The 25,448-nt window shown below is 38.1% G+C and carries 18 protein-coding genes; 10 read left to right on the top strand and 8 right to left on the bottom strand.

The genetic code is table 11. The features are described 5' to 3' along the window. Window positions 1-182: 182 nt before the first annotated feature. From N7931_RS14875 to N7931_RS14900, 6 genes are all read left to right on the top strand, one after another. Complete coding sequence (locus N7931_RS14875) at window positions 183-1,088, top strand: prohibitin family protein (RefSeq protein ID WP_262795136.1); 906 nt, start codon at window positions 183-185, stop codon at window positions 1,086-1,088. A 116-nt stretch (window positions 1,089-1,204) separates the two neighbouring features. Then, the gene (locus tag N7931_RS14880) at window positions 1,205-1,555 is read left to right on the top strand and encodes a hypothetical protein (RefSeq protein WP_262795137.1); all 351 of its coding nucleotides are present in this window, start codon (window positions 1,205-1,207) and stop codon (window positions 1,553-1,555) included. Window positions 1,556-1,906: 351 nt separating this feature from the next. Then, window positions 1,907-2,413 (top strand): GNAT family N-acetyltransferase, encoded by a 507-nt coding sequence (locus N7931_RS14885; RefSeq protein ID WP_262795138.1) that lies wholly within the window; start codon window positions 1,907-1,909, stop codon window positions 2,411-2,413. 79 nt (window positions 2,414-2,492) lie between these two features. Continuing rightward, a complete protein-coding gene (locus tag N7931_RS14890) occupies window positions 2,493-3,722 on the top strand; it encodes a nucleoside recognition domain-containing protein (RefSeq protein ID WP_262795139.1) in 1,230 nt (409 codons plus the stop codon). 22 nt (window positions 3,723-3,744) lie between these two features. Continuing rightward, window positions 3,745-4,263 (top strand): hypothetical protein, encoded by a 519-nt coding sequence (locus N7931_RS14895; protein ID WP_262795140.1) that lies wholly within the window; start codon window positions 3,745-3,747, stop codon window positions 4,261-4,263. Window positions 4,264-4,341: 78 nt separating this feature from the next. Then, window positions 4,342-5,238 (top strand): glycosyltransferase family 8 protein, encoded by an 897-nt coding sequence (locus N7931_RS14900; RefSeq protein WP_262795141.1) that lies wholly within the window; start codon window positions 4,342-4,344, stop codon window positions 5,236-5,238. 25 nt (window positions 5,239-5,263) lie between these two features. Here the strand turns inward: N7931_RS14900 and N7931_RS14905 are convergent, their stop codons facing one another. Both N7931_RS14905 and N7931_RS14910 read right to left on the bottom strand, forming a co-directional pair. After that, the gene (locus tag N7931_RS14905; protein ID WP_262795142.1) at window positions 5,264-5,425 is read right to left on the bottom strand and encodes a hypothetical protein; all 162 of its coding nucleotides are present in this window, start codon (window positions 5,423-5,425) and stop codon (window positions 5,264-5,266) included. 104 nt (window positions 5,426-5,529) lie between these two features. Then, the gene (locus N7931_RS14910; RefSeq protein WP_262795143.1) at window positions 5,530-8,466 is read right to left on the bottom strand and encodes an insulinase family protein; all 2,937 of its coding nucleotides are present in this window, start codon (window positions 8,464-8,466) and stop codon (window positions 5,530-5,532) included. 300 nt (window positions 8,467-8,766) lie between these two features. On the opposite strand from N7931_RS14910, the gene N7931_RS14915 reads away from it, so the two are divergent. Continuing rightward, window positions 8,767-12,195, top strand: a complete 3,429-nt coding sequence (locus N7931_RS14915; protein WP_262795144.1) for a DUF5011 domain-containing protein — start codon at window positions 8,767-8,769, stop codon at window positions 12,193-12,195. A 157-nt stretch (window positions 12,196-12,352) separates the two neighbouring features. On the opposite strand, the gene N7931_RS14920 is transcribed toward N7931_RS14915, so the two are convergent. Next, a complete protein-coding gene (locus N7931_RS14920; protein ID WP_262795145.1) occupies window positions 12,353-13,240 on the bottom strand; it encodes a response regulator in 888 nt (295 codons plus the stop codon). After that, entirely contained in the window at window positions 13,221-16,607 is a 3,387-nt protein-coding gene (locus N7931_RS14925) for an ATP-binding protein (RefSeq protein WP_262795146.1), read from the bottom strand. The genes N7931_RS14920 and N7931_RS14925 overlap by 20 nt, the downstream gene beginning before the upstream one ends. A gap of 253 nt (window positions 16,608-16,860) precedes the next feature. On the opposite strand from N7931_RS14925, the gene N7931_RS14930 reads away from it, so the two are divergent. From N7931_RS14930 to N7931_RS14940, 3 genes are all read left to right on the top strand, one after another. Further along, entirely contained in the window at window positions 16,861-19,242 is a 2,382-nt protein-coding gene (locus N7931_RS14930; protein ID WP_262795147.1) for a glycoside hydrolase family 95 protein, read from the top strand. Window positions 19,243-19,338: 96 nt separating this feature from the next. After that, entirely contained in the window at window positions 19,339-20,391 is a 1,053-nt protein-coding gene (locus N7931_RS14935; protein ID WP_262795148.1) for a peptidase M42, read from the top strand. 24 nt (window positions 20,392-20,415) lie between these two features. Further along, window positions 20,416-20,778: a VOC family protein gene (locus N7931_RS14940; RefSeq protein WP_262795149.1), complete on the top strand. Its 363-nt coding sequence runs from the start codon at window positions 20,416-20,418 to the stop codon at window positions 20,776-20,778. A gap of 196 nt (window positions 20,779-20,974) precedes the next feature. Here N7931_RS14940 and N7931_RS14945 read toward each other — a convergent pair whose 3' ends face one another. From N7931_RS14945 to N7931_RS14960, 4 genes are all read right to left on the bottom strand, one after another. Beyond that, a complete protein-coding gene (locus N7931_RS14945; RefSeq protein WP_262795150.1) occupies window positions 20,975-22,255 on the bottom strand; it encodes a GGDEF domain-containing protein in 1,281 nt (426 codons plus the stop codon). 98 nt (window positions 22,256-22,353) lie between these two features. Beyond that, a complete protein-coding gene (locus N7931_RS14950; protein WP_262795151.1) occupies window positions 22,354-23,748 on the bottom strand; it encodes an ABC transporter ATP-binding protein in 1,395 nt (464 codons plus the stop codon). Next, the gene (locus N7931_RS14955) at window positions 23,745-24,533 is read right to left on the bottom strand and encodes an ABC transporter permease (RefSeq protein ID WP_262795152.1); all 789 of its coding nucleotides are present in this window, start codon (window positions 24,531-24,533) and stop codon (window positions 23,745-23,747) included. Before N7931_RS14955 ends, N7931_RS14950 begins: the two co-directional genes overlap by 4 nt. Beyond that, a complete protein-coding gene (locus tag N7931_RS14960; RefSeq protein ID WP_262795153.1) occupies window positions 24,530-25,441 on the bottom strand; it encodes an ABC transporter permease in 912 nt (303 codons plus the stop codon). The genes N7931_RS14955 and N7931_RS14960 overlap by 4 nt, the downstream gene beginning before the upstream one ends. Window positions 25,442-25,448 lie beyond the last annotated feature (7 nt).

A 25,448-nucleotide genomic window follows, 5' to 3' on the forward strand; every position in this document is an offset into this window, starting at 1 on the left:
TTTAGACTTAACCCATTAGGCCTTCAATGCTGCGCCTCGATTAAAAAGCATTTAGTTAGAACAAAATTTGTACATCAAACGTCAACAGACCCTAGGGTATAAAGTATGATTTTTCCTGTTGCGTAAATGTTAACTGTTTGGCATTATGCTAAGTCAAAAATAATAAGCAAAGGATGCCCTAAATGTTATCTAATTCATTAAAATCTCAAGAAAAATTAAATATTTCAAACCTAAATAAAGCCAAAATAATTGCTTTGGTTGTCATTGCCATTGTGAGTTTATCGATTGTGATGAGCGCCGTTTATACGGTAGAAGAAGGCCATGTTGGTATAGTTAAACGCTTTGGGGAAGCAAAATATCAAGAAAACCCGGGGCTACATTTTAAAATACCCTTTATTGATTCGGTTGAGCCGATAGAGGTTCGTACCCGCAAAAATGCAGAAAAAATGGCTTCCAGCACAAAAGAGCAAATGCCGGTAACAATTGAAGTATCGGTTAACTGGACCGCAGATAAAGAAGCTGCATTAGATTTATTTAGAAAATACGGTGGTTTAACCCAGTTTGAACAACGTATTTTAGATCCTAGATTTCGCTCAGCCACTAAAGACACCATTCCTAAATACGAAGCCGAGCAACTAATTCAAGACCGAGCTTTAGCGATTCAGGGGATTGAACAAAGGCTAATTGAAGAAATGGCCGGCTTTCCGGTTGTTGTCGATAATATCCAAATTGAAAATATTGAGTTACCTGCAAAATATATACAGTCAATTGAGATTAAACAAACCGAAAAAAACTTAGCCGCAGCCGAAGAGCATAAGCTTGAACGCCAACGCCTTGAAGCACTTAGAGAAGTAAACACCGCAGATGCCAAAGCACAAGGCATTATTAAAGTTGCAGAAGCCGAAGCAAAAGCCATTGTATTAAAAGGTGAAGCAGAGGCCACCGCGATAGAAGCTAAAGCCAAAGCACTACGCGACAATCCATTAATTGTGAGTTTAACTGAGGCACAAAACTGGGATGGTAAATTACCAACCACAATTATGGGAGAAGGCAGTTTACCTATATTGGATATGCGCGATAAAAAGTAGTTGGCTGGGCGATTCTGTCGGGATTCGCTTCGCTCGACCCAACCTACACAGGTTTTTCGACGTTGCGAACAATAAACTTTTGAGGACGAGATTTTTATACCGTCTTGTTATGTGTAATGAAGAAAATATTAATTAGTGTAGTTTTGTTAGTTACGTTTTGCAGCTTTAATACTCAGGCCATGCGTTTACGCAACTGCTGTGATTTAGAAATCGAGTATATAAAACAGCAATATCAAAGTGGCGCCTTAATTAAAAAAAATATTTCTGATAGGGAATTTGAGCGTGGTTCACTGAGAGTCGCTGAAATGTGTGACCTGAGAAGTGAATTAGTTTCAGATGGCTTAGCTTTCACGCTATTTAAACCCAAGGGTGAATCATCGAATTATATATCGGTTTACAATGGTATAGATGGCAGTTTCAAGTTGTACGGCCCTTTTTTGGAAATTCCACATGACAAACCATTGTAGTCACTCGCTAATGCTCGCGGGAGATATAAACACGTAGGCTCCTGTATTTTAGCGTGCGTATCTTTGTTCCTAAGAAGGCATTAAACTTGTTTTTTCGTATTTTTATTTAGCCCTTGTAGGTTGGGTCGAGCAAAGCGAATCCCAACAATTTGGTTTTACGCAACCAAACATGCAAAGCCTGAATCACGTAAAAATCGTGCTAATCACGATTCTGTAGACGTTTAAAATTTACGAATAAACTCCCGCTTTTGGTTCTTAATTTGATTGAGCTTTATAAATAAAGTCTTAAAGATAAATTAAGACTTATTCAAATTAGCTAATATAAATCAGTTATAAAAGGATTTATTTTTTATGTCGGTAGAAATTGAAAACAGCAGCCAAGATGATGCTCAAATGCTATATCAACTACACTTGGCTGTTGCATCACAAAGCAAATTTATGCTTTATACCCCAGCGATTTTGCAAAACAACCGCGATGACTACATTCTGCATTTACAAAAAACAATCGCAGCATCCAACAATATTAACCTGCATGTTAAACAAAATGGAGAGTTACAGGCTTATGCTTGTGGCTGGCAGTTACCCAACCTTAAAAGCCAGAAAAAAATGACGATTGTTATTGCAGTTAGAGCAGAATATTACCGGCAGGGGATCGCATCGGCTTTATTATCTGAACTTGAAAAGCAAGCTTTGGCTAAAGGGATTCGCAGACTCGAATTAAGTGTATTTGAAGCTAACGAACCAGCGCATAAATTGTATTTAAAACTGGGTTATCAACAGGATGGATTTAAATTAGATTCATTTTATATGGATGAGCAATACCACAACGAAATTCAACTTTATAAGTTATTGGGTTAGCTTAACGGCTGCTAAAGTCATAAACTAGCGCTGAATTTATCTTTGATTTTTAACCCTTATTTTTAACGGAGCTTTGATTTTGCTTAACCGGATTTGGCTTGGGTTTATTTTATCTGCTTTTGTTTATGCCAGTTTTAACGCGTTTATTTTGGGGGATGGTGATATTTATGCCCGCATGATCCAAAGTATTTTTGATATGGCAAAGCTCAGTGTCGAAATTTCAATTGGTTTAGTGGGATTACTCGCGTTTTGGTTAGGGATTAGTAAAATTGCCGAAAAGGCGGGTTTAATTGATAAATTAGCGCACCTAATGTCTCCTCTTTTTCGGATATTAATGCCAGCCATTCCGGCTAATAGTCCGGCTCAAGGGCATATTTCAATGAATCTGGCGGCCAATATGATGGGGTTGGATAATGCCGCTACCCCTTTGGGTTTAAAAGCAATGCAAAGCTTACAAGCGCATAACCCAAATAAAGATACCGCCAGCGACGCACAAATTATGTTTTTGGTGCTTAATACCTCATCTGTGACTATTTTTCCGGTAACTGTATTTATGTATCGCGCGCAGGCGGGGGCGGCAATGGCAACCGATGTGTTTTTGCCCATTTTATTAGCCACTTTATGCTCAACCCTAGCCGGAATTATTGTGGTGGCTAGTATTCAAAAACTCCCCTTATTTAAATTAAAACCACTGGCAATATTCGGATTTGTATTTGCTTTATTGGCCGCCGCGATGAGCTATTTACTCACCCTGAGCGCAGAGCAATTAGCACAAGCGTCATCGTTTTGGGCAAATTTTTTATTAATGGGATTTATTTGTTTAGTGCTGGCAATTGCCGCAATTAAAAAAGTGGCGGCTTATCAAGAATTTGTTGAAGGTGCAAAAGAGGGCTTTGGCGTTGCGATTCAAATTATTCCGTATTTATTAGCTATGTTGGTGGCTATCGCCGCTGTGCGTGCAAGTGGCATGCTAGAAGGTTTATTGGCTGGGATTAAATGGTGCGTATTGGCATTAGGGCTGAATGCTCAATTTGTTGATGCGTTGCCAACCGCATTTTTAAAACCGCTCTCCGGCAGTGGTGCGCGCGCTATGATGGTCGAAACCATGAATACTTATGGCGCTGACTCATTTGCCGGTCGCCTTGCGAGCATAATGCAAGGCTCAACCGAAACCACTTTTTATGTGCTAGCGGTTTATTTTGGCAGTGTTGGCATTAAATATACCCGTTATGCCATTAGCTGCGGATTAATTGCCGATGCCGCCGGTCTTACCGCCGCTATTGCTGTTTGTTACTGGTTTTTTGGTTAGTTTGGTGTTTAAGGAATATTAAATGGAATTAACTCAGCTCAAACCATTTTCATTTTTCATATTGTTTATCTGTATAGCAATGCCGGTATTTTCAACCCCTAATTCTGAGTTGGTTGCTTTAGTCGCACAAGATCAGTCAGAACGCGAAAACGGCGAATTTACCTATTACAATGATTTGGAACGCTTGAAACGTGTAAAAGAAATTATTGCAGCGGGCGGGTTACAAGAAGGAATTGATTATTATAACGCCGCGCTAATTTTTCAGCATGGCAAAGCGCCGGAAGACTTTTTAACTGCATCTCAATTGGCATCTAAAGCTGTTGAATTGAATTACCCTAAAGCCAAATGGTTATCTTGTGCTGCAGAAGATAGGTATCTTCTTCGCACTGGTAAACCTCAAATTTGGGGGACTCAATATAATGCAATTAATACCTATGAACTTATGCCATTAGATGAAAGCTTAAAAACGGATAAAGAGCGTATGGAGCGGTGTAATCTCAAACCGCTGGCGGAGATTAAAGCCAAAATCACATCACCCTAAAAAACAATTAACTGTCGTTAATTTGTCACTTTTATTTTGTAAGGTATTAAGCAATATAGATTTTTAGGATTTAGTTAGATGGTAAGGATTCCGGTTGTTTTTGCATTCGACAATAATTTAGCCACACAGGCAGCAATTTGTTTTAAATCATTATTAGAGTGCGCCCAAGCCGATACATTTTATGAAATTATTGTGCTTTATTGTGATTTAAATGAAAAAAATCAACAAAGCATTAGCCAGTTAACTCAAGCTTACAGCCAATTTTCTCTGCAATTTATAGATTGTCGCCACCTTTTTGCTGGTGGTTTTGAAACCCGCGGGATTACCAGCAGCACTTATTTAAGATTATGGATTCCTGAGTTATTAAAACCACGCTCAAGAGTTTTATATTGTGATGTTGATATTATTTTTAGAACCGATTTAACCGAGTTGTTTAACTGGGATATTGGCGATGCGTGTTTTGCTGGTGTTAAATCGCCACCGCAGCGACAAGCTTATGCAAAGCAGCAAGGCTGGGGCGAAAACTATATTAATGCAGGTGTGTTAATTATGCAGTTGGACAGCATTACAACGGGTGATATTAACCAAGCTTGCCAACTTGCAAAAAATAATCAGTTTAAATATCAGGATCAGGACATTATAAATTCTGTTTTTGCCGATAAAATTTATAGCGGGATTCCGCCAGTGTATAACTTTTCGCCTAACGCTTATCGCCAACAAATCAAAAATCGGTTTTTAAAAGGCAAAGCAAATCAAAATTTAAATACCAGCGCCATTAAAATTATTCATTATATTGGCATTAAACCTTGGCAAAAAAATGTTTATTTAGGTGAATACTGGTGGAAAACATATTTAGACAGCTTTTGGTATGATGATGATTTTTATCAAAAATATTGTTTTGATTTACAACAAACTCCCTCGCTTAAAAAAGCATCACGAAGCTTTTTAAAAGCTTTATTTGGGGTTCGCTATTAGGTTTTGGGTGCGTAGGAAAATAAGCTTAATTGTTTCTAACAAATACAATTGCAGCAGCGCCAGCTAAGCCTAAGCCAGCCGCTAAAGTTAGCATTTGTAAGGTACTTAAATTTAAAGTCGATACAGAGACGCCAGCAATTGCTGCTGTTATACCAATAATTATGTAACTGAGTATTTGCTTATTCATGTTGAATGCCTGAAAGTTTTGTCAAAAATGTAGCGATAGTTAAACCATAAAAGGGCTTTAGTGGTTAAATAAAGCCCTGCCATTTATTGAACTAATTCTGTAGCTTACCTTGCTGCTGTTTGCTGACCTTGAGATTCAACTTCAGATAAAGATTTTAGTTTGGCAAAATCTGTATCTTTAAAGTTTTCACCGCGGTATTGAATCGCAAATTGCTCGTGTTTACCTTGCAGTAAAAGCTCATCATAAAGTTGAGTTAAGCTGGTTTTATTGACATTTTTTAGCGCCGAAATTAATTTTTCACGCTCATCAAATGTCCATTTGTGATCTCGCCATTGAATATGATACTGCGCAAATTCTTGCTTTAAATCAGTCGGTTTTTGTTCTAATTGCTGAATGATAGCGCTAACCGTTTGTTTAATTTGCTCATCTGTTAATTTAGCTAATTCAGCCTGATAGCTTTGGATAAATGTCAGAACTTTACTATAAACCTGGTTCAGCTCAGTGTTATTGCTTTGCACTAAAAAGGCTTGAGTCGTGTAGTCGTGCGTTCCCCAAGCTGAACTTTGCACAATATAACCTAATTGTTGTTGTGTTCTAATTTCATTAAAAAATGCTGGGTGCATAAACTGATTTAAAACCATTAAATTAGTTTTAGTCGCTTTACTGTCATCTTGGGGAATAAAACCTAAAAATAAGACCACATCATTGGCGTCTATTGATTCTGTTACATTTACGTTTTTACCTATTTCTGGTTTAAAGTCTGAGCTTAACTGCCAGCTAGCCTGTTCAGCTTTACCTAAAATATCACGCCCAGATTTTGCCATTTGGGCCAACTCGGCTTTGCTCATATTACTCATTGAATAAATTTGAAGCTGACCTTTTAGTAAAGTTTGATGAAAATCAGTTAAGTCTTTTAGGGTTAAGCTTTTGAGTGCGGCCAGCTTTTCTTCTTTTGTAAATACTTCAGCATATATTTTATAGGTTTCGCGGTAGCTATTAAGAGTTTGCTGAATAGGCTGCTGTTTAGCCATGTTTTCATAACCCTGAATAAAAGACGCTTTGATATTATCAAATATTTGTTGATCTATTTTCAGCTCGCGAAATTGAGTAAGTGCTTGCGTAAAATATTTTTGCTGATGGGCTAATTTCCCGTTTATGGTGAAAAAGCTAAAGCTATGGGCATTGCCTTTAGCGTAAAAGTCTACAGCGTCCATTAATTTAGCGTTTTCTGATAATGCTTTGGTTTGTTTATTAAATAAGTCACTAATGATATGGTTCATTATCATATTTTTAGCCGATGCATTAGTCGCTGGTGATTCAATTGTGGCTTCTGTTACGGCTTCATTGTCATCAGCAAAATACTGGCTGGTCGCTAAAAACGCAGTGACGCCATTTTGATTAATCACCTGAATTGGTGTTACATAATTTTGTTTAGTTTCTTCAGCTGTTTCTTTAGCTATTTGCTCTGTTTTCAATTCGTCCGGTACTTGCGCCGCAGGTAACTTTAAAGCAACCTCTAACGTTTCAGCTGCTTGGTATGTAGGCAATGCTTTAACCGAATATGAGCGTTTAGAGTAAGGAATTGGCGTATCTGCGCTCACATCTTTGCCTATGTTGCGCACTATCATATTATTGGGTTTCAGTTGAGCCAATATTTCATTAACTCGTTTTTTATCAAACCCTTTGTAATATTGATTTGGCATTAATGTATATTCTGGATCATGTTGCTGTAACGTGGTTGCCAGTTTTACCGCAAATTGCAATGGTGGTGTATCACTAAATCGTTGACGTTGACTCTGTAAAATGTATTCATACTCGGCAATATAATCATCTGTTACTGCTTGTTGCTTGATAATATTTACATATTCAAAAAAAGCGGTTACAACCTGATTTTTATCGGCTAGGCCTTTATCTGTTAAGTTGAAATGGCATTGCATAAAGCCTTGTGCCTGATAAGCATTCTCAGCATAACCACAACCCGCATCGTGGGTTAACCCAGCTTTTCGTAAACCACCTAATAAAGCGGTTTCATCATGGCGATTTAACTGGCGTAATATAAACTGACCAGCGTGTGAGTATTTACTATCAGCTTGGTAGTCAAGTGGAAGCTGTAATTGCAGATAATTGGTATCCTTTGGGATCTTAATATTGATTTCTTGACCTGTTTGGGTAAACGCTAATTCGCTAATTTCCGGCTTTTTAATGTTTTTATTTTTAATCGCTGAAAAATGAGTTTTAGCTTTGCTGGCCAGTTCATCCAATGGCTGATTACTGACAATCGCTAAAGTCATAATATTGGCTGAATAATATTGATTATAAAAATCCCATAAAGCCTGATTTAAAGTTTTATCTGGTTGATCGGTTAGAGTCTCTAAATTACCTGTTGTAAATCGGCTACCAGGATAATCAGGATTCATTATTTGTTGGGTAGCTGACTGGATATCATAATCCGAACTATTTAAATTTCGGCTCCATTCTGAATTTACTGCGTTACGTTCTCTATCACTAAAACTCGGTTCAAATAGAGGCTCTGCGATTGCTGCGCCTAATCTATCCAATGCACCATCGAGCGCGTCAGAGTTTATTTGAAATAAATAAGTGGTATTGTCCAAGGCTGTAAAGGCATTTCTAGCGCCTGCGTTTTTTGCAACAAACTCGGCTATTTCATTCTCTTGTGGATACTTTTTAGAACTTTGAATCACCATATGTTCTAAATAATGCGCTAAACCTAAAAAGTTATCTGGGTTTTGATTAGAACCTACACCAACTGAGAGCGCTGCCGCTGCTGTTTTTACGTTAGGATCTGAGACTAAAATAACTTGTAAATCATTCTCCAGTTTTAAATATTTATACTGACGTTGATCTTTAACATTTTTTATAAAAACGTCTTGTTTTATATATTCTGCGGGTAAGTTATTTGTGGCTTGTTGTGCACTTGTTTTCGCGCTAGCAGAAGATTGTACTTCTGCGTTTTGGCAAGCCGCTAAACAAGCAGATAATACACTGACAGATAAGAAAGTTTTTACCATATTGGTTTTCATAAATATCCTTTTATATTAAGAAAAAATCAGAGAACTACTGATAAATTAACCCTTTCAATCATCATCCCTGATTAAATAAGGTTAATATAATATTACTTAATTGTTATTGAATTCAAGTGTTTTTGATTGAATTTGGTTTTTTTTGATTTATTTTTGGTTGAATTTGTAAGGCTCTGTCGCCTTTGATTTGGAACTGCTATTTGGTATATAGGTTTGTATGTTTGAATAATGTTTCCTATTATTATTGAGTTAAAATTATTTGGAATAAAAAGAAGAGAAACTTAATAAGGAGTTCAACTGATGAGCTTTAAATCGTCATATCGACAGAATAATAAAACTAATCACCTATTGATCACACTGCTCTCATCAAGCTTGGTTTTGTCGGCATGTGGTAGTGGAGGTAGCGATGATAGTGATGGTAGTAATGAAGACAAAAATGCACCGGTTATTTCTCTTAATGGTGAAAGTACTGTATCTCTAGCCTATAACCAAACTTATACCGATGCTGGTGCTACCGCTTCTGATGATGTTGACGGCAGTGTTTCAGTAACAACTACTGGCTCTGTTGATAGTTCAACAATTGGCTCATATACCATAACCTATAGTGCAATTGATGCTGCTGGTAATGAAGCTACCGCAACTCGAACGGTTAATGTGGTTGACGTGACTGCACCAACAATTACGGTTATTGATGGTAATGCTGAAATATTTATAGGTGACACATACACTGATGCAGGTGCGACTGCGACGGATGATGTTGACAGCTCAATAACGGTATCTAGCACTGATGATATTGATGAGTCAATGGCTGGTTCTTATACGGTCACCTATACAGCAACTGATACCGCAGGTAATGAAGCAACTGCTACGCGTATTGTTACTGTGGTAGTACCAACTCTGAGCGGGACAGCTGCCGCCGGTGCTGCTATTGTTGGCACTGTAACCGTAAAAGATTCGCTTGGCGCAACTAAGTCTGAAGTAATAGAAGCTGACGGTAGTTATAATGTTGATGTAACAGGAATGACTCCACCTTTTAGGCTACGTGCCGAAGGTACGGTTGGTGGAAAAGTTTACAAACTTCACTCTTATGCCGAAGCTGCTAATAGTGAAGGTGCGGTTAATATTACTCCTTTTACCGACTTAATTATTGCTAATACTGCTAAAGAGTTGGCAGAAAGTTTCTTTGAAGCGGATACGCTAATTCCATTAGAAAGTGATGAGCTAGCAGCTCAAGAAGATGCGTTGCAAGCAAAGCTGCAAGACGTATTTACCGCTCTTGGTTTAGATACTGCGATCAATTTATTAAATACTAGCTTTAGTGCCGACCATTCAGGCTTAGACGCTGCCTTAGATGTCATTCAAATTGAAACAGATACAGAAAGTAATATAGCGACAATTACCAATTTAATTGATAACTCAAGTATTGAAGATAACTTCACAGCTGATGAAGATCCTTCAATAAAAATTGAAGTAGCAGATAGTGGAGCCTTAACTGCAACGGTTAACGAAACAATTGCTATTGCAAACTTATTTGAAATGTTTGGAGCTAGTTTTGCTGATGGCTTACCGACAGCAGCAAACCTTGAGAGCTTCTTGGCAGCAAACTTTTTGCATGAAGATCAAAGCAGAGCACAATTTTTAACTGATATTACAACCGATCCTAGTTTAATTGGTCTGAAATTTTCAAGTGTCTCAGTTCGCAATTTAGATACAGATGCTGGTACAGCTATTGTTGACTTTAATGTTACCTTTAATGGCATGACTGAACTTGAGCCTGAAACATGGCAAGTGGCTAAAAATGGTGATTTAGGTTGGCAGTTATTAGGTAATCAACTCATTGTTGAAGCTGACACCTTAACCTTTCATTGTAATGATTATGATGGAACGGATACTAACACAGGTGGTTGTGGGTTAAATGCCTCTTTTTATGATAATGACTTTACCAATAACGGTACGGTTAACGATGCTCCTATCGCGTCAGCTACTATGGAAATTATTGATGCTAATGATGGCACAGTTAAAGACACAGTGTATTTTGGTAACTCAATGTACAATGGCGCTGGTGAATTATCGGTTTATAACCAAACACTGCAAGATTATACTAGTGATTACGTTAACTTCGGTAGTACTGATGGTGAAGTGAATCCAAGCATCTTTGAAGTAGGGGATATTATACGTTACAAGTTATATACCGAAGCTTTAGATATTTCAGTACCTAATCAACCTAATATTCCATCTGATCAAGCCTTGGTTAGCTTTGACAGAACTTTATTATTCTTGCCAAAAACAAGTGGCCTATATCCGGTACTAACAACTGAAAGTATCAATGCAATTAATAACTTTGATCCTAATACAGACTTAACCTTATCGTGGACAGTGCAAGCTAGTACTGTGATTGATTCTATTCGTATTGAAGTGTATGACAATCAAGGTAATTATTATGATATTGAAGATGAAGCGATCAGTCATGATGCTACAAGTACTGAACTTGAAACGACATCGTTAATTGAATCAATAACCAATGACGTTGATTTTGATGAAACTAATTACACCTTATTAGTGCGCATTTATGCAATTGAACCAGCAACAGGTCAATTCTATTCTACTGATTATCGCAAACAAATTGGCGGTGAAACTGGTGGCGGTACAGCAGAGCTTAGCTGTGCAACGGAATCCGGCTGGGACGAGACGTGGAACAATGGGGAAGGTAAACCAACTGATTTTTACTCTATTAATGACTTTAATACTGTGATTGCTGATTGTGCGAGCAGTCAAACATTGCCTGACTTTTCGGTTAATGATTTAGCTAACTTGTCTTGGTATATTGATGATGAAGTTATTACATTTGATGAGACAGGTACGAATGGTGTGATCACTGCTTATGGTGACGATGGTATATTGGGGACGGCTGATGATGAAACATTTTATGTCGTCGCTAATGATTATGCGGCTAACGTTATTCAATTTTCGTTTTCTGAAACGGAAGGTGGTGCCATTGTTGGTCGTGATTTAGTTCGCGTTATATCTGAGTCAACAATGGCTAATACTACTGTATATAAAGCACGTATTTTATGGGAGTACTATAGTTGGGAAGAGTCAGATCAAAACAATCAAGATACTACTCATCAAGGCGCTGAAATTTATCATGAAACTTATGCTACGGACTCAAGTTATTTTAATCAACCTGATACTAGTAACTTAACTTGCAGCACAGAATCGGATTGGGATGATATTAATGATAAACCATTAACCTTTTATTCTATTGATGACTTTAATACAGTAATCGCTGATTGTGCTAATCAAATGACTTCTCCTGGGATCTCTAAAGCAGATTTGGAGAATGTAACTTGGTATGTTTATGACGCTCGCTTGGTTTTTGATGCCAATAGTGATTTAGTGTTAACTACTTATGGTGATGACGAAATACTTGGTACAGCGGATGATGAGCAATATTTTGCAACTGTGAGTGATATTGGCACTAATGTAATCGAACTGGCTTATTCTGAAACTAAAGGTGGAACTATTCTTGGTAAAGAGCAGCTTTATATAAAGTCTGAATCTACCTATGGCGGGAAAACCGTATTTACCAGTGTCATATTATTTGAAGATTACAGCTGGGCTGAGTCAGATGGTGATGATTCAGATAGCACACATAAAGGCGCTGAAATATATAGTGAAAATTATTCGCCTGATGCAAGCTTTGATTTTGATAGTTTTACTGGACCATAATAAATCAAGTAAATAAAAAAGTGCCGTTTACATCATTGTGAACGGCATTTTTTATTGCTTGTTTAAACTAATCTTAAACTGCTATCGAGTTAATTAAATCAATGTGTTGAATGGATATTCAGGCCAGACCGGAATATTCAGAACAAAACTTTGAGGTTTACCCTTCCAACACTCTAATAGCAATGGCAGCCGCAGCGGTACGGTTGTCTACCTCAAGTTTTTTAAAGACCATTTCTAAATGTTTGTTGGCCGTTCTTGGGCTCATTTCTAATATTTGTGATATTTCCCAATTGGTTTTTGCTTGCGATAACCAATATAAAACTTCAGCTTCGCGTTTGGTGATAGGCAGTGCGTTTTGTAAATCTTTTGCTGTTTTTTGCACGCTTGCTTTGGCGAGTCTTAATAGGTGCAGTTCATCTTGTTTGCGCTCGTATAAGATCTGCACTGCGGTTTGCGGTTTATCTAATGAAAGAGGGGTTAATTCGCCTGTGGCTAGCCAGTTTTTAATAACGGGTTCAAGTTGCAACCAAGGTGAATCCTGATTTGGCATAATCTCTTCAATTAATTGATAAACATGCGGTGTCGCCCAGGCCAGTTGGCCTTGATTATCAACACAAAATACATTTTTACCGGCATGGTCTAATGCGCTTTGTGCACTCAGTGCGAGCTTTGCGGTATTTAAATGTGCTTTTATTCGCGCTAATACTTCATCGGTCGAAATGGGCTTGGTGACATAATCTACGCCGCCTGCTTCAAACCCTTTTACCACATCCTCTGAGTCTGTTAAGCCGGTCATAAAAATCACAGGGACTGACGGGAATAAATGTTTGAATCTTTTGCAGGTTTCAAAACCGTCTAGTTCGGGCATGATTGCGTCCATTAAGACAATGTCTGGCTCTACTTTTTCGGCAATAGACAAAGCTTGCACCCCGTTGAGAGCAACCAAAGCTGTGTAACCTGCGGTATTTAACGCGACATTTAACATGCCGAGCGATTCCGGTGAATCATCTACCACTAATACGACATTATTGATTTTGCTGTTCATCTATTAACTCACGAAGGTATTCGGTTATTCGGGTAAAATTACAGGTTTGTACTAACTCATTGAGTTGCGATAAGTTTGCCTGACTAAATTGATAATTCTGCGATATTTCGGCTAATTTATCTTTAAAACCGGACAAATAGCCAATTTCTGCCAGTGCAATAAGAGCCTGATATTGTGCTTTACCTGCTTTTGGTTTGTTATCAGCCGCTTGGGTTTGTGGCTCATTCATCACCGGCTGATTTTCGGTATCTTGAAACATCCACTCTAAGTTAAGTTGCTGACCTATTTTTTCAAGTAAATTATCCATATTAATTGGCTTTGCCATGTAATCGTCATGAAACCCTGCATTTTGCTGATCTTTCTCAGTGTCTCTAGCATTGGCAGACACCATAATAATTGGCATTATATATTTGTTTTCACGTAATTTTTTAGCCAGTTGCCAGCCATTCATTTCTGGCATGGTAACATCCATTAATACTAAGTCTATTTTATATTCAGCCAGAATATTTAATGCGCTCGACGGTTTATCCGCCAAGTGTAAATTAAACCCAAGTGGTGATAAAAAATCATCCATTAATTTGCGCTGATTCGGATCATCATCCACCACTAAAATTGTTTTTTCATCACCATTATAAGCAACTGCTTGAGCTTGACTATATTCTGGTTCGGCTGTGCTGTTATTGACTCTGGCTAACATTAGGCTGAGTTTAAAACAACTGCCTTGACCCAGTTTACTGCTTAGGCTGATCTCTCCACCCATTAATTCAGCAAGCGATTTTGAAATTGTTAACCCTAAGCCGGTGCCACTAATTGCTTGAATTTGAGCATCTTTTACCCGCTCAAATGGTTTAAATATATGTTTTTGGTCTTCGGCTGAAATACCCACACCGGTATCTTCAACAATAAATTGAGCAACCTGATTACGGTATTTTACGCTAAAACTAACGCTGCCTTTTTGGGTAAATTTAATTGCATTGGATAATAAATTAATCAGAATTTGGCGAAACCTTTGTTTATCGGTTGCAACTACATCAGGTAAAAACTCACAGGGGTGATAGTGAAAATCTATGCCTTTATTTTTTGCCTGCATTTTAAACATATCCGCTAGCTGATTTAAAAAAGGTTTGATTCTGATTTCATCCCGTTGCAGATGCATTCGCCCAGCTTCAATTTTGGATATTTCTAATAAACCCTCAATTAAATCTGCTAAATGTTCGCCGTTACGTTTTAAAATGGCGATAGATTCTTTTTGTTTATCTGGAATCGCTTTGTCTTGATTAAGTAATTGGGCGTATCCAAGTAAAACATTTAATGGTGTGCGTAGCTCGTGGCTTAAACCAGTTAAATAGCGGCTTTTAGCTTGGTTAGCGGATTCTGCTGCCTCTTTTGCTTTTTGCAGCGCAAGTGCTGTGCTTTCGTGAGCATCAATCTCGTTTGCCAAGGTTTTGGTTTGCAGGCGCAGCTCTTTTAATGCCAAGCGGTTGCTGCTACGTGCTAAAATAAATAGCCAGCTAACAATGCCAATAATAATCAGCAATAAAAAAAAGATTTTAAATAAAGTGACTCCAAAAACAGCTTTTAGCTGAGCATCGGTAGATGGGATTTGCATATAAATTAAAAATAAAATACCGGCACTAATTAAACTTAAAACCAGAGTTAACCCTATAAATTGTGACAGCGGTGAACTCATTTTTTTAAGTAATTTGGTGGTTAAAAAGCGGCTGAAAAAATGCTGAGCCTGTGCAAATAAAGTGGCTTGTTCACGACATTGATCGCCGCAGCGCACATCTAAACTGCAACACAATGAGCAAATCGCTTTGCCGTATGCCGGGCAAAATGTCATATCTTCTGCTTCAAATGGATTTTCACAAATATGGCAGACAGTATTATCTTTAACCTTAATGTGTTGCTTTTTAACTAAATAATATTTTCCTTTAGTTAATACACCAATTAAAGGCACTGTGATAAAAGGTAGAAAAAAGGCAAGGTAAGAAGCGAAAGCTTCGATCATTTCGCCGTACCAACCAAAATGTGCAGTAAAGCCAATAACCGAGGCAATCAGCATTGAGCCAACACCTACCGGATTAATATCGTATAAATGTGAGCGTTTAAATTCTATATGTTTTGGGCTAATTCCCAGCGGTTTATTTATAATTAAATCGGCAACAACTGAACTCAACCAAGCCAATACAAATACAGAATAAACTTGCAGCATATTTTCTATGGTTTGATAAATACCAAGTTCCATCAATAAAAGCGCGATAGCGACATTAAAAAACATCCAGACAACTCGCCCCGGATGGTTATGCGTCACCCTTGAAAAAAAGTTGGACCAAGCCAGTGAGCCGGCATAAGCATTAGCAACATTAATTTTTAATTGGGAAATCACCACAAAACTGGCCGCTAAAATAATGCTGATTTGAGGGTTATCAAAAACATAGCCAAAGGCGACATGGTACATGTGCGCAGGATCGGCGGCGACATCGGCATTAATCCCTTGTTTGAGCGCAAGCCATGCTAAAAAAGAGCCTAAAAATAATTTAGCTGCGCCAAATATCATCCAACCAGGGCCAGCCATTGTCATTGCTAGCCACCATTGCCAGCGTTTACCTTTGGGTTTTTCCGGTAAAAAACGTAAAAAATCGGCTTGTTCGCCAATTTGGGCGACCAAAGCTAATAACACAGCAGAAGCTGCACCAAACAATAAATAGTTAAAGCTTTGCCCATTTTCGCCAGCAGAGCCAGTGAAACTAATCCATTCATTTAACTGACTGTCGGGATGGTTAAATACATAAATGAGCGGGACAATTTGCAATAATACCCAAATTGGCTGAGTCCATACCTGAAAACGGCTGATATTAGTAATGCCGTGAGTCACCAGTGGAATTACCACCAGCGCACTAATCACATAACCAATTGCCAGTGGCAGCTCAAATAAAAGCTGGAGTGCCATTGCCATAATGGCTGCTTCCAGTGCAAAAAATATAAAAGTAAAAGAAGCATAAATCAGCGAAGCTATGGTTGAACCTATATAACCAAAACCAGCGCCGCGGCTGAGTAAATCTATATCTACCCCATATTTTGCAGCGTAATAACTGATAGGCCAGCCACTAAAAAACACTACCGCAGTAACCGCGGCAATAGCCCATGCTGCATTGACAAAGCCATAGTTAAGCGTAATTGCGCCGCCGATAGCTTCTAATACTAAAAACGAAACTATGCCCAGCGCGGTATTGGCGATCCAAACCGAAGACCATTTTCTGGCGCGCTTCGCAGTAAAACGCAGTGCAAAATCTTCCATCATCTCGTTGGCAACAAGCTTGTTGTATGTTCTTCTGGTAAAACGAATTTTTGGATTTGGCTGCATTAAATACTTAATTTTTATGAGTTATAGATAAGGTCTCGGTTAATTTTATCAGCTATAGATTTATTTATATATGCGTAAAATTGCGTAGTTAATCTATTGAGATGGAGTTGGATTTTATACCTAGCATTTTTACTAATTTACTAATAGTTAAATTAACTAGATAAAAAATTATAAATAATAAATTAAATTTTAAAATTTTGTTAAGTCTGGCTTCTGTTAGTATCCATTAAATTAAAATAAAAAAGGATGATTTATGCAGCTTTTCTCTCGGCTAGTTTTAATTGCTTTTGTTTCTTTTTTCATGATGTTAGCTAAAGCTTATGCAAAGCAAGATATTAACCCTAACTCACAACTTTGGTACGACCAACCTGCAACACAATGGGTAGAGGCTTTACCTATAGGTAATGGCAGACTAGGCGCTATGGTTTTTGGTGGCATTGGCATGGAGCAAATTCAACTTAATGAAGATACGCTTTGGGCTGGAGGGCCATATAATCCGGCTAATCCAAATGCTAAAAAGTCACTCAGCAAAATTAGAACCTTAATTGCTAATGGTGAATTAAGTGCAGCTCAAGCTTTAGTTGATAAAGATTTTATGTCGCAGCCCCTTAAACAAATGCAATATCAAACTATTGGGAGTTTATTAATTAATATGGCTGCCAGTGAGCAGGCTGAAAATTATATTCGCGAATTAGATTTAGAAACAGCTATAACCAAAACCAGTTTTAATTTAGGAGATGTGTTATATACCAGAGAAGCATTTGTTAGCCCTGTAGATCAGGTTATTGCAATAAAATTAACGGCTAAGCATTTAACTCGCACTGATAAACAAGGGTTACTGTCATTTAATTTAGCGTTTCAATCTCCTTTACCAGCACAGGCTAAAAGCCTCAATGATAATACGTTGATATTAGCAGGAACGAATACGGCTTCTCGCGGGGTGCCGGCAGCACTCAATTTTGAAACCAGAGTTAAAGTTAGGCTTTTAACGGGTCAGGGGGAAGTTAAAAGCTCTGGTCAGCAATTACATATAACAGCCGCAAATGAGGTATTGATACTGATTAGTAGTGCGACCAGTTATAAAAATTATCAGGATGTATCAGGCGATCCTGTTGTATTTAATACTCGTCAACTTAATCAAATTGCGAACAAATCATATAACCAGTTAAAACAAGATGCCGTGAACGCACATAAAACATTGTTTAGCCGGTCATCACTCGATTTAGGGGTTAGTCAGCAAAGTTTTTTACCAACTAATAAGCGTATTGCTCAATTTTCAAATGGACAAGATCCTGCATTGGCTGCTTTATATTATGCCTATGGACGCTATTTATTATTGTCTAGCTCTCGTCCGGGCACTCAGCCTGCTAACTTGCAAGGTATTTGGAATGATTCTATTGATCCGCCGTGGGGATCAAAATATACCATTAATATTAATACAGAAATGAATTATTGGTTAGCTGAACCGAGTGGTTTGTCAGAAACAACAGAGCCGCTGGTTCGCTTAATAAAAGAAATTGCACAGACTGGTGCAAAAATGGCGCAACAGCAATATGGCAGTAACGGCTGGGTCACACATCATAATACTGATTTATGGCGCGCTACGGGGCCGATTGATGCAGCATTTTATGGTATGTGGCCTATGGGTGGAGCTTGGCTGTCAACACACTTATGGGAACATTACGCTTATACAGGCGATAAAGATTTTTTACAGGATATTTATCCAATTTTAAAAGGGGCTAGTATTTTCTTTATCGACAATTTAATTGAAGATAAAAGTGATGGGACATTAGTGACCAGCCCTTCTATGTCACCAGAAAATGCGCATCATGACAATATATCTATTGCACAGGGACCAGCAATTGATAATCAAATCTTACGAGATTTATTTGCTCAAACTGCGACAGTTGGGCAAATTCTTGGTCAAGACTCTGACTTTCAACAAAAGTTAATGCAAATAAGAGCTAGGCTACCTAAAGATAAAATTGGTAAACAAGGCCAACTACAAGAGTGGAAAGCCGATTGGGACGAGTTTGCGAAAGATCAACAGCACCGACATGTATCACATTTATATGCGCTTCATCCAAGTGCCCAAATCTCTCCCAGAAAAACGCCTGAATTAGCACAAGCCGCTAAAGTCACTTTAAATAAGCGTGGCGATATAACCACAGGCTGGGCAATCGCCTGGCGAATTAATTTGTGGGCAAGGTTATTAGATGCGGAACGGGCATATTCTATTTTAGAGTTGTTAATTAGCCCACAGCGTAGTTATCCTAATTTATTTGATGCACACCCTCCATTTCAGATAGACGGTAATTTGGGGGGCGCAAATGCAATTATTGAGATGTTATTGCAAAGTCATCAACCCTTAAATATGGAACAAGCTGCCCCAGAAAATTTGGCTTATTTAATTGAATTATTACCTGCATTACCTGTGGCTTGGGCAACTGGAAAAATAACAGGACTCAGGGCAAGAGGTGGGTTTGTAATTGATTTGGAGTGGCAAAATCATAACTTAACCCAAGCAAAAATTCATTCGCTCTTAGGGACTAAAACACAATTGAAATGGGCTGGTAAAACACTCGACTTAAACCTTAAAGCAGGTGAAAGCTATATTTGGCAGCCGAGTATTTAAACTCAGCATAAATTTAACCGTCAAATTGATAAATTATTTTGAGCCGTTATAAATCTATGCTATTTAGCAATTATATTTTGATAAGAATTTACCGCGATGAATACTCAGTTTGACGATTTTATTGATGTTTTAAAAGTATTGGTGCGTGCGCCTAGTGTTACTGGCTCTGAGCACTCTTTTTACCGTGTTTTACAGCGCGAGTTGGAAGAACGTGGAGCAAAAGTGAGCTGGTACGAAGGTTTATTGGTTGCACAGGGCAATAAACCTAACTCTGCAATGTTTTCTGCTCATATTGACCGCCACGGCTTGATTTGCACCGGACCAAATGAGTTTCAGTATGCTGCGTTTGTGGCTGGTAGCCGGTCTGATTTATTAGGTAACTCAGTGTCGGAACAGCTGATTAATAAAATTGTTGACCGGTTTAATGATGCTGATGTTATCGCTTATGAACCTTGGTCTGGCGCTTATTTAGGACGTGGTCAAATTCATAAAAGTTATATTTGTGAATATCGTAATAACCTGATTTTTGAGATAGATGGTTTAAATCATTTATTGGCAGGCACACCGGTTGCGTTTACCGATAAGCTGGAAATTAATCAGGGCTATTTGAGCAGTCAGCTAGATAACGTATTAACCGCGGCAGCTTTAGTGCATTTATTTTCGTTAGGATTTGAGGGCACTGCATTTTTTACTGCGCAGGAAGAAGCCGGTAAAAGCTGGCGCTATTTATTAGAGTGGTTTCGCCGGTTTGGGCAATCCGCTAATAATTTAATTGTGGTGGATACCTCTCCTTACCCTGATACTCAAGCGGCAGATCAACAAAAAATTGTGCTCCGACACAGAGATGCCAACGCCTTTTTTGATGTCAAAATGTCAGAAAAAATAGAAAATATTTGTCAAAATCAGCACATTAGTTATGCCTATAAAGATGATTTTATTAGTGCTAAAAACCGTGAAATTGAAAAAACAGGCGGCGAGTTGTTGTCTTATGGCAGTACCGAAATGGGGCGGATTATTCAAGCGTCCAACGGTGTGGTAACTGGCACGACTATTCAGGTGCCAACAACCGGTTATCATACAATGGAGGAAACGGCTTCGGTTGAGTCGATTAAAGCATTTTTAAGTGTGTTAATGGCGCTATCAAATTAACAAAATAAATGGGGATTAAAACGGGTGCTGTTAAGTTTGCATCATATTCAAATTTCTATTGCTAAAAACGGTGAAGCTGCTGCTCGCCGTTTTTATTGCGATTTACTTGGTTTAAGCGAAATAGAAAAACCACCGCATATGCTAAAAGGCGGCGGACTTTGGCTTAAATTAGCCGATCAGCAAATTCATTTAGGCGCAGAAGATTTTGCCGCCAGAGCCCATACCAAAGCGCATCTGGCGTATCAAGTTAATGATCTTGAATATTGGAAAGTTAAGCTTAACCAAGCTGATATTCAGTTTATTCAACCGGTTAATATTGATGGTATGCAGCGTATATTATTGAGTGATCCTTTTGGTAATAAAATAGAATTGCTTGAATTGATTTAATATCTATTTTTAATAAGTTAGCTTTTACGTGGATAAAAAATTTACTGGGTGTGAATTTAAAATTTTAGGGATACATTGGAAGTGAGAAACTGGATGTCAATGAGTACCGTTTTATAAAGTTTTGGCAGGACTGAGCATTATCAGCTAACCCATTCTTTAGCTATTTAAGGCTAAAGAATGGGTTGGGTTTATAAAATTAATAACAAACTTTGTTACGACCTTCGGCTTTTGCTAAATATAGCTTTTTATCACAGCGCTCAAATACAGAGTCAAAAGTTTCATGCTCTAGCCAGTTAGCAATACCAATACTGGTTGTAATGGGTGACTGCTCAATTGAATCCAGCGTTAAATGGCTAATCGCTTTTCTAAGTTTTTCCGCTAACAATAGCGCATTATCAATATTGTCTGTAGTTATGCAGACAATAAATTCTTCACCACCCCAGCGGGCAAATAAATCATCTTCTCTTAAATTATCTTTTAAAAGTTTAGCCACCGTTTGTAACACGACATCACCGGCAGAGTGGCCATAATTATCATTAACTTTTTTAAAGTGATCTAAGTCTATTAACAAAAGATAATTATATCTAAGTTGTTGTTGTAGTCCTTGAGTGAGCTGGTACTCAAAGCCTCGTCGATTTAGCTGGCTAGTTAAAACATCATAGTGGGATTGTGATTTATATTCTTCAGATTGTTGCTTTAAGGTTTTATTTTTTAACTTGAGCATGGCTCTTTTATTTTTTTCCATAATTAAACTAATTACAAGATAACAAAATACAGATAGCATCCAGATAATCAGAATGATTAAATAATAATTAGATTTAGAAATGAGCGGACCAGTCAAAGTGATTTGATTAAGTTCCACAATGTGAGTATCACCACGGTATTGGTTACCAGAAAAATCGATACCAATAGAAGTCACATATTTAAATGAGGGTTTGGCAAATTTTCTTGGGTGGTTGTATTGCGCCATCCACCAATCGGCTACAGTAAACTCGTTTAAATCTATATGGATAGATTCATTATTAATATGTCGCTTTTGCAGCATAGTAAAATTATATTGGCCGCTATTACCATCTTCTTTAGTTGCATAAGCCGGATCTGCATTTCTGACAAACAGTTTAAAGCTCTCAGCATTACCATTATATTTTAAATGAATGTTAAGTTTGGTAAATCCGGATAAGTCTCGGCCATTTTGGAATTGTTGTTCACGCCATAATAAGTTTATTCCGCAGTACTGGTAGTTATTTATATTTAAAGTATCACACTGCCAAGTAGAAATATCTTTATGCCAGAATATATTAGGCTTTTCGTTATTTGTTGTATTTTCTGCACCTGAATATAGGAGCCCAAATGTTTCCTGAGACGGATGAATAATGAGCTTTTGCTCGGGTAACATAGGGTAGAGCAAAAGCATTAACCCGGTTAATGGGAATGCTGCCCAAGGTAAGATTTTTTTAAAACTGAATTTATTCTGCACTTTTATACAACCTAATTAAAATGTGAATCAAGGTTATTTTTACATAAAAGTTTGTTTTAGTTAACCTTAAGTTAACCTTATGTAGAGCAATTTTATAGTCAGAGTTTTATAACGCGATCACAAATTTTACTGATTTGTTGTTGATCATGACTAATAAATATTAAGCCTGCTTGTTCAGTGTACACATAATCGAGTAATAGGGTAATTATTTTTTGAGCGTTGATGGGATCGAGCCTTGAAACCGCCTCGTCAGCAATAATAATTTTAGGTTTCAGTAACAAAACTCTTAATAAAGCAATGCGTTGTAGTTCGCCGCCGCTCACTTGATCACGGTTACGTTCTAGCAAGCTTTCGGGTAAATCTAATTTATTCAATAACGCAATAACTTTTTGCCAGCTAAGTTTGTGGAGCAGGGTTAAATCTTTAAGCAGTGTTTTTAACGGCAGTTGATTAGCAAAAGCGGATGGCGGATCTTGATATACTTTTTGGCAATCGGTTTTGGTTAAACTGGGTGAAAATTTAACTGTGCCTGAGTTTGGCTTTAAAATGCCACAAATAATATTACCTAAGCTGCTTTTTCCTGCACCGCTCTCGCCGGTTAAACCAATTATTTCTCCGGCATGTAAAGTTAAGTCGATATTTTTAAGCACATGCTGAGACTGATAAAATTGATTTACACTCGTTAGTTTCACTAGCTCGGTTTGAGCTTTATCTGTCGCTAATTCGGGCTTTAAGTTATGCCAGTTTTTGGATTGTGCTTGAATTAGTCGTTGTAAATAATCACTGCGCGGAGAATTAAGTAAACTCGAAGCAGCTCCTTGTTCGGTAACTTGGCCTTGTTCGATAACAATTAAATATCCGTTTAGTGCGGCGGCTAAATCTAAATCATGCGTAATAATAATTAAGGCAGATTGCTGGGCGAGTTGTTTAATATTTTGCTGTAATTTTTGGTTGAGCGCCTGATCTAACCCTTTGCTTGGTTCATCTAGTAGTAAACAATTTGGGTTGGCCATAGTCGCTGCACAATAAGCTAACCGCTGAGCCATTCCACCGGATAATTGATGAGGATATTTATGGTTAGCCTCGGCTAAACCAAATTGTTGCAAAGCTAAAGCTGTAGTTTGTTGGCTTTGTTTTGCCGGTTGCTTTAATACATAGCGGCTAACATCTTCAACTTGCTGCTGCGCGGTTAATAAAGGGTTAAGTGCATTCCAAGGCTCTTGCGGCAATAACGCAAGTTGTTTGCCCCAAAGTTTGGTTAGCTGCTCAGGCTGGCTTAAATCAAATACTTGTTGATTCAAGGTAACTTGCCCGCTGGCGTGCAAAGGTGTGCTTAAATTACCTAATATTGCGTTAGCTAGCAGGCTTTTTCCTGCACCTGTATGGCCGATAATGCAAACCGGCTGACCTGCGCTGGCAATAAAATTTAAGCCGGAAATTAAACTTTCACCGGCATTAAAAACGGCTAAATCTTGAATGCTGATTTGGTTCATTTTAATTTTCCGGCGAGTAGGTTAAACCCCAAAATTAATAAAAATAATACCACTAAAGGCTGTAATAAAACCCAAGGTGCATCGGCATAATAAGGAAATAATTCGACTATCATTAAGCCTAATTCTGCTGTTGGTGGTTTTAAGCCAACATAAACAAAACCGACTGACGCCATGGTTAAAATAGCGGTGGCAGCACCAAATGATGCTAACGTAAATATTTGCTCCTGCAAATTTGGCCACAGGTGACGTTTAATAATATAAAACCAGTTAAAACCAAGTTGGCGCGATGCTTCAATTTCGCTACTGGCTAAGACACTTTTACTAATTGCTTTAACTACTCGGTAATATTCGACCCATAAAGTGATCGCTATCCCTAAATATAAAACGACAAACGAGCCGGGCGCTATTGCTGCAAATAACAAAACTAATACTAAACCGGGTAAAGCTAAAATAGTATTAGCGATAAAATCCATCACTTTTTCTTGCCAGCCTTGAGCCCATGCTGCATAAATTCCCGCACTAACCCCTAAAGCTAGTGCGCTGAAAACACATAATAAACAGAGTAAAAAAGACAGCCGAATAGCACTGCCCAAACGGGCATACATACTGCGGCCAAACTGATCAGTTCCTAATAAATATTGACTGTTTGGTAGGGAAAATATATTCGATAAATTTTGTTGTGCTGCGGAAGTAGAGTCAAAAATGCCCTGAACAAACGCAAAAATGAATAAACAGGATAAGATAGATAAACCAACTTTTTGGCTAAGCGCAAATGATTTAATCATGCATTTTCACCCTGTTTTACTTTTTCACCTCTGGGATCAAGCAGCGCGCAGCAGGCATCGGTTAAGGTATTAATAAAAACAAATAAAATACCCATCATTAATGCTGTGCCTTGTAGCATAGGTATATCACGGGCAAAAACCGCATGTGATAAAGCATGTCCAATACCCGGCCAAGCGAATAAGCTTTCTATCATAATGACCCCTTCGATCACGCCGATAAATTGCATACCGGTAAATGCGATGATTGGAATCGCCATATTTTTTAAGCCGTGGCGCAAAAACAATTTAGGCTCTTTTAATCCTTTAATTTTGGCAAACTGATAATACTGCGAATTCAATACTTTAATTGCACTATCGCGGACAATCCGGTTAGACACTGCCGCTAAACTGATCGCTAGGGTTAACACCGGCAAGATTAAAAATTCGGTTGAACCAAAACCAGCAACCGGAAACCAGTTTAATTCAATGGCAAATACTATGGTTAAAATCAGGCCGAGGCTAAACACAGGCTGCGCCCGAATAAAGCTGGATGTATATAAGCTAGTTTGGTCTATGACTTTTTTAGGTTTTTTAGCCGCTAATAAACCCAATGGTATCGCGATAAAACTGGCTAAAATAACTGCGCAAACTGCTAATAATGCGGTGTAACCAAGTTGATGCTGAATTTCGTCAATCACGGGCAAACCACTGACTAAGCTGTTGCCTAAATCGAACTGAAATAAATTGCCTAGCCAGTTAAGATATTGCTCAAAAATGGGTTGGTCTAAGCCTAATTCGGCTCTTACAGCATTGGCTGCTTCAGTGCTAACGCCATCATCGCCATAGCGCCCGGCTGCTACTTTATAAGCAATGTCCCCGGGGAGTGAACGTACCAGAAAAAAAGTTAAACTGCCGACAGCAACAGCCATTGAGATA

The organism is Catenovulum sp. 2E275, from assembly GCF_025515275.1.
In the GTDB taxonomy this organism is placed as follows: Bacteria; Pseudomonadota; Gammaproteobacteria; order Enterobacterales; family Alteromonadaceae; genus Catenovulum.

Bases quoted from the DNA above. Each gene is read 5' to 3' on its own strand.
- N7931_RS14875 (WP_262795136.1), top strand. From the start codon at position 183: ATGTTATCTAATTCATTAAAATCTCAAGAAAAATTAAATATTTCAAAC.
- N7931_RS14880 (WP_262795137.1), top strand. From the start codon at position 1,205: ATGAAGAAAATATTAATTAGTGTAGTTTTGTTAGTTACGTTTTGCAGC.
- N7931_RS14885 (WP_262795138.1), top strand. From the start codon at position 1,907: ATGTCGGTAGAAATTGAAAACAGCAGCCAAGATGATGCTCAAATGCTA.
- N7931_RS14895 (WP_262795140.1), top strand. From the start codon at position 3,745: ATGGAATTAACTCAGCTCAAACCATTTTCATTTTTCATATTGTTTATC.
- N7931_RS14900 (WP_262795141.1), top strand. From the start codon at position 4,342: ATGGTAAGGATTCCGGTTGTTTTTGCATTCGACAATAATTTAGCCACA.
- N7931_RS14905 (WP_262795142.1), bottom strand. From the start codon at position 5,425: ATGAATAAGCAAATACTCAGTTACATAATTATTGGTATAACAGCAGCA.
- N7931_RS14910 (WP_262795143.1), bottom strand. From the start codon at position 8,466: ATGAAAACCAATATGGTAAAAACTTTCTTATCTGTCAGTGTATTATCT.
- N7931_RS14915 (WP_262795144.1), top strand. From the start codon at position 8,767: ATGAGCTTTAAATCGTCATATCGACAGAATAATAAAACTAATCACCTA.
- N7931_RS14920 (WP_262795145.1), bottom strand. From the start codon at position 13,240: ATGAACAGCAAAATCAATAATGTCGTATTAGTGGTAGATGATTCACCG.
- N7931_RS14925 (WP_262795146.1), bottom strand. From the start codon at position 16,607: ATGCAGCCAAATCCAAAAATTCGTTTTACCAGAAGAACATACAACAAG.
- N7931_RS14930 (WP_262795147.1), top strand. From the start codon at position 16,861: ATGCAGCTTTTCTCTCGGCTAGTTTTAATTGCTTTTGTTTCTTTTTTC.
- N7931_RS14935 (WP_262795148.1), top strand. From the start codon at position 19,339: ATGAATACTCAGTTTGACGATTTTATTGATGTTTTAAAAGTATTGGTG.
- N7931_RS14950 (WP_262795151.1), bottom strand. From the start codon at position 23,748: ATGAACCAAATCAGCATTCAAGATTTAGCCGTTTTTAATGCCGGTGAA.
- N7931_RS14955 (WP_262795152.1), bottom strand. From the start codon at position 24,533: ATGATTAAATCATTTGCGCTTAGCCAAAAAGTTGGTTTATCTATCTTA.
- N7931_RS14960 (WP_262795153.1), bottom strand. From the start codon at position 25,441: ATGGCTGTTGCTGTCGGCAGTTTAACTTTTTTTCTGGTACGTTCACTC.